General features: G+C 74.1%; 1 protein-coding gene and 1 pseudogene. Both read left to right on the forward strand.

Annotated elements, in window-relative coordinates; genetic code table 11:
• A pseudogene (locus HF526_RS37620) lies at positions 1–85 on the forward strand (DUF3418 domain-containing protein); the annotation flags it as partial.
• A gap of 29 nt (positions 86–114) precedes the next feature.
• Positions 115–1,029, forward strand: coding sequence for a ParB/RepB/Spo0J family partition protein (locus HF526_RS34195; RefSeq protein ID WP_169385794.1), 915 nt, complete (start codon positions 115–117; stop codon positions 1,027–1,029).
• The last annotated feature ends 3,217 nt before the right edge of the window (positions 1,030–4,246 follow it).

Below are 4,246 nucleotides of genomic sequence, written 5' to 3' on the forward strand. Positions count from 1 at the left end.
GGTCCCCGGACTGCGCGAGGAACTCGTCACCGCGCTGATCAAGACGCTGCCCAAGACGCTGCGCCGGCACTTCGCCCCGCTGCCGCTCCCGCCTCCGCGCCCCCGCTCGGCAATCTGCCCGCCGGCCCGTCGTCCGATGCCCCCACGTCGTGGAGCCGTCCGACGCCCGGCGGGGCAGCGGCGCCGTCCACTCCCCCGGCCGACGCGGTCCGGGGATCCGTGGCCGGGGCCGAGTACCGCGAGCTCGACGTCGCCGCGATCGAGCCGAACCCGCACCAGCCGCGCACCGCCTTCGACGAGGAATCGCTCGCCGAGCTCGAGCACTCGATCCGCGAGTTCGGCCTCCTGCAGCCGATCGTCGTCCGCGAGACCACCCCTGGCCGCTACCAGCTGGTGATGGGTGAGCGCCGCTGGCGGGCGGCCCAGCGCGCCGGGCTGGACCGGCTGCCCGCCATCGTGCGGCAGACCGGCAACGATTCGATGCTGCGGGACGCGCTGCTGGAGAACATCCACCGCGTCCAGCTCAACCCGCTCGAAGAGGCGGCGGCCTACGAACAGCTGCTGGCCGAGTTCGGCGTCACCCAGACCGAGCTGGCGGACCGCATCGGCCGCAGCCGCCCGGTCGTCACGAACATGATCCGGCTGCTGAAGCTCCCCGTGTCGGTGCAGCGCCGGGTCGCTGCCGGGGTGCTGACGGCCGGCCACGCCCGCGCGCTGCTCGGTCTGGAGGACCCGGGCCAGCAGGAGGAGCTCGCCGCGCGCATCGTGGCCGAGGGAATGTCGGTGCGGGCCACCGAGGAGGCCGTCGTGCTGGCCCGACGTGACGGGCCGGCTCCGGTCCGCCCGGCGCGGCGCAAGCCGATCCAGGCACCCGGACTGCAGGACCTCGCCGAGCGCCTGTCCGACACCTTCGACACCCGGGTCAAGGTCGAACTCGGGCAGCGCAAGGGACGCATCGTCGTCGAGTTCGGCTCCGTGGAGGATCTCGAGCGCATCGCGGGGATGATGACCCCGCCGAGCAACACCTGACGGCTTCCGGGCCCGGTACGCAGCCCTCCCGCTCCCGGGGCACCGGGCCGCTCGGCCTGGCCACCGTCGATGTCGCGCACTCCCGTCATCCGACGGCCACCGTGCTCCTGGTTCACGTCGGGCGCCGGTGTGAACCCGGACCGAGCCGGCGCCTGTCGGGATGTGCTGGCGGACGATCTCGCGCCGCGGCGTGGACGTCATCCGTGGTCGCCGCCCCTGCAGGGGGTCAGCCCTGACGGGGTGCCGGATCCCCGGCCCTCGAACCTGGGCCGCTCCCCTGGCCGACGTGTGGTTCACGCGCGAGATCGGTGGGGCCGGGTGACGGCGAGGCCCACGGTCGGGTCGGGTGTCCTGCGCGGGCAGCGGCCGCACCGCCGCAGGTGCGGCCCGGCCCGGTCGCCGGCGGGGATGAGCGAACGGCGACAAGCCGGTCCGGGTGGTGCGGCGTGGTGCCGATCCCGCCGTCGTCCTGTCCGGGTGCGCGGTGAGTCCGGTCGCCTGTCCAGTCGTGGGCGGCTCCACGGTGCGCTTCAGACGTCGACGGTCGCCGCGGCGCCGGTACCTCCGGTCGTCGGTCGTTCCGTGTCCGAAGCCTGCCCGGACGACTCGGGGCGGGACGTCGAAGCGGCCGGTCTCCCCGGGGGCGGGCACGCTCCGCCACACCGCGGTCGTCTGATCGAGACGACGCCGGCATGGCACTCGGCATGCAGTCCGGTTCGGTGGGGTCACGTGGACCCGCATCGTGCGACCACGGGGCGAGGTCGTGTGGTCAGAGGTCTTGCGCCCCGCCCTTCCCGGCGACGGTCGCGCGCCGCGCTCCGGGCTGCGGTCCGAACCACCGCGCGCGGTGCGTGCGAGGCTGCGGGCACGACGCGGTCGCGCTCCTGCAGGGCCGCTCCGCGGGAGGCCGACGTCGGCCCATGGCCGGCTGATCGCCGCGCTGCGGTGTTCGGCCGGGCGGCAGACGGCGTCCTGCGCCCCGGTCAGATGGTGCCAGCGAACGTACGACGCCGCCCGGGATGGGACGCGAACGCCCCGGCGATCGAGTGGCGCTGGCAACGTGTCGAGCCGGGAGCTGTTCGTGCGGCGCCGGAGCCGGTGCGGGCTGGACGGGCGAGAGCGCGAACCGCTGCGACCGACCCGGTCCGGGGGCTGCCACCGCCGCATGGACGCGGTTGACGGCGCGGACCGTGTTCGGTGGCTCCGACCGAGGGGCTGTCACTGTTTCACGTGAAACGCCGGCCAGGGGCGCGCCGGACGCGGTCGACGGCACGGGGGTTCGCAGCCTTCCGGCGAAGCCGGTGAGTCGCCGTTTCACGTGAAACACCCGCCAGGCGGTGTGGCCCGGACACGGTCGACGCCACGGGTTCGTAGGCCTGCGGCGAAGCGGGTGTGGCTGTTTCACGTGAAACACCGAACCCCGGGTCGTACCCGGACACAGGGACGTCTCGGGGTGGGGCTCCGGTGAAGCCGGTTCGATCGACGCCCTCACATCACGGACCGGAGGTGGCGGCGGCGCGCGGCACCGCCGCCCGCACGAGGATCCCGGCCCGTCGGCTCTCGGCCGAGCGGCGCCGGGCGCGCGGATCGCCGAGCAGTTCGGGGTCTCGCTGGCGACGTGCACAAGCGGATGCCTCGGAACCGGGGGCGAGGGTTGGGAAACGCGGCCGTTCGCCCGTCGCGCGCACCGCAGCGCCGCACACATCCGGTGAGGGCCCAGAGGCAAGTGCGACCTGTGTCCGGCCGCCGGCCCGGCCTGGTCGTCTGCGCCCCCGGGGCGGGCGCCGCCCCCGCCAGGTGCCACCGCTGTCTGCGGCCGACCCGGTCTCCGAGGGACTCCGGTGCGGTGGCACTTCCGGTCCGCCGGGAACGTCGCGCGCGGGGAACCGCTGCACGCGGATGCGCAGAAGCCTGCCGGGTGGCAGCTGCCGGGGTGCGAGGCCTCCGCCGTCCACCGGGACAGGAGAAACCCGACCGGTTACGACCACCGGCGTGGGCCATTACGGGGTGCTGTCCGACGGGCGCGACGACGGCCGTCCCGGGTTCCTGCACCGTGGCCGCCTGGTGCCGCAGCCACGACAGGTGCTCGCAGGCATCGTGCCGGGGCCGGCGGCGTCGGTTCGCCAACCGGGGTTGCCCATGGAACGAGGGCAAGGCCGAACGACTCAACGGGACCGGGCGCACCGAGTGCGGCCACGCCCGCTCCCGGATCGGCAGCGCCGAGCGGCTCGTGGCGCCGGACGCCGGAATCGAGCGCTCCAGCACTCGACGCTCACACTCGGCTGTCGGCAGCCGTCATCGGAGCATCCGACGGGCGGCCGGCCCGGCGACGACGTGTCAGGTCGAGACGACCAACCGATCCGGAGCGACGGTGTTTCACGTGAAACGCCGCCCCGGCCACCTGAGCGATGCTGCGGGATCCCGGTCCACCGGGCGCTCGCCGCCGTGGATCACGGACGCTCCCAGCGATCCGGTCCGGAGTCGACCCACCGCTCCCCGCTCGCCGGTGCGGCTGCGCCGCTGACACGTCGGATGTGGCGACGCCCGCGTACCGGATCGACGGAATTCCGGCCGCGGCCGGGCCGGGGCGCCGGTGTTTCACGTGAAACAGCGGGCCCGGTTCTGGTGATCGTGTGGGGTGGTCGTACGTGTCCCCGGACCGCCGGTGGACCGAGCTTCGCCGGGATCGCCTGGGCCGGCACCGGCACGGTCCTGGCACCCGGGCGGCGATGGGACTGTGCGCGGGGGCCGCCGCGATCCCATCGCGCCCGGGTCGGGCCGGTCAACACACGCGTTCCCGAGGCGCTGGGTCTGGACGGACCGGTGATGCGGCCCGGCTACCCGCCGAGGGCGGCAGCGGCCGCCAGGGTCTCTACGAGCCTGCCCGCGCTGCGCACCGAGATCGGCGGCCCTCGGCCGATGCCCGCCTGGCGATCCCCGGCCAGTCAGCTGGGCCCTCCGACCACCGTCGTCTGCCGCACACCGCGCGTCGATTCCGCGCCGGCGCGAGAATCCGCAGTGCGGTCACCGCCTCCGTGAACGACACTGCGTCGGCACCCGCGGAATGCGCCACCCCACGACACCGCCTACGCAACGACAGCAGTGCAACGACAGCAGTGCAACGACAGCAGTGCAACGACAGCAGTGCAACGACAGCAGTGCAACGACAGCAGTGCAACGACAGCAGTGCAACGACAGCAGTGCAACGACAGCAGTG

The sequence above is a fragment of the Pseudonocardia acidicola genome (assembly GCF_012911935.1).
Lineage (GTDB): Bacteria > Actinomycetota > Actinomycetes > Mycobacteriales > Pseudonocardiaceae > Pseudonocardia > Pseudonocardia acidicola.